We start from the raw sequence: 1,087 nt of genomic DNA on the forward strand, positions 1-1,087 counted from the left end.
TGGTTCTCGATCGGCACGGTCCGCGCTTGGTTCTCGCAACGCACGCCGCACACCTTACCCGATCGTGTGGGCGCGGCCCGGACGTCGGGGTCGCCCAGGCGCTCCAGGACCTCGGCCTCGGCGGAACGGAGTCCCGGCGGCACAGGGTACTGGGCGTGGGCCTGCTGCCAGTCCTCGATCTCTTCGGTGCGGCTGCGTGCCGGCTCACGCCGTATCTTGCGGTTGCTGTTGAGGAAGGTGTTGATCAGAATGCGGTCGAGCCAGGCTCTGACGCTGGTGCCCTGCTGGAACTGGTCGAAATGCGCATACGCCTTGACGTAGGTCTCCTGCACCAGGTCTTCGGCGTCGGCCGGGTTACGCGTCAGGCGCAGCGCGGCTGCGTACATCCGGTGGCGGTGTTCAAGTGCGCTTTCGAAGCCGGCCTTGGGGTCGGTATCGGACGGCCGGTCTTCGTCGGTGCCCCGTCCTCGGTGCGCGCCGGTACTGTCGCCTGCCGTCGGCCTCCCGTTCGAAGTGCGAGCGATTGGCCCGGTGATGGATACGGGCATCGACGGTCTTCTCCTTCGGCTCACTCCATGTGCGGTGCCGTACAACGGGTTTGGAAATCTGACACAAGCCCTCGTGCCTTTGCGGGCCGGCCTGACCCCAGGGTCCGCCGGGACGCTGCTTCACAAGGGCTCGGCCGGCCCGATCGAGCATCGCTTGCCGTACTGAGCAGGGCGCGACCATCACCTAGGTGGTGTGATCGGCCTTTGCCGGCGGCCCGAGGACGTCGGGCCAGGGCACGGCTGTGGTGGCCGTTCCTCTGTCGCCGAGCGGAGGACGGCCGTTGCCGACATGAGCCGTCGTATGGCTCGAGGCGGTCGCGGGCGCGCTCGGGTGTCGCGCCGGCGTGACGATATTCGACGCGCCGCCCCGCTCGCCGGACAGCGTGTGGCCACGGGACAGGCTGGTCACACCTGCTGCCGCCAGTGCCAGGCAGAGGAGTTCGAGCGTCAGCCACCAGCCGCCGCGCAGGGTTTCTCCGTAGAGGGTGACGCCCAGGGTGAGGCTGACGAGGGCGTCTCCCAGCGTCAGTGCCGGTTGC

At 68.5% G+C, this 1,087-nt stretch carries 1 protein-coding gene and 1 pseudogene; both read right to left on the bottom strand.

Features of this window, described 5'->3' with window-relative positions; all coding sequences use genetic code 11:
• Positions 1-548 (bottom strand): sigma factor (locus tag VXC91_RS45965; protein WP_329513264.1); only part of this gene is annotated, 548 nt, incomplete at its 3' end.
• A 184-nt stretch (positions 549-732) separates the two neighbouring features.
• A pseudogene (locus VXC91_RS45970) lies at positions 733-1,087 on the bottom strand (hypothetical protein); the annotation flags it as partial.

The sequence above is a fragment of the Streptomyces chiangmaiensis genome, assembly GCF_036281785.1.
Taxonomy (GTDB): Bacteria; Actinomycetota; Actinomycetes; order Streptomycetales; family Streptomycetaceae; genus Streptomyces; species Streptomyces chiangmaiensis.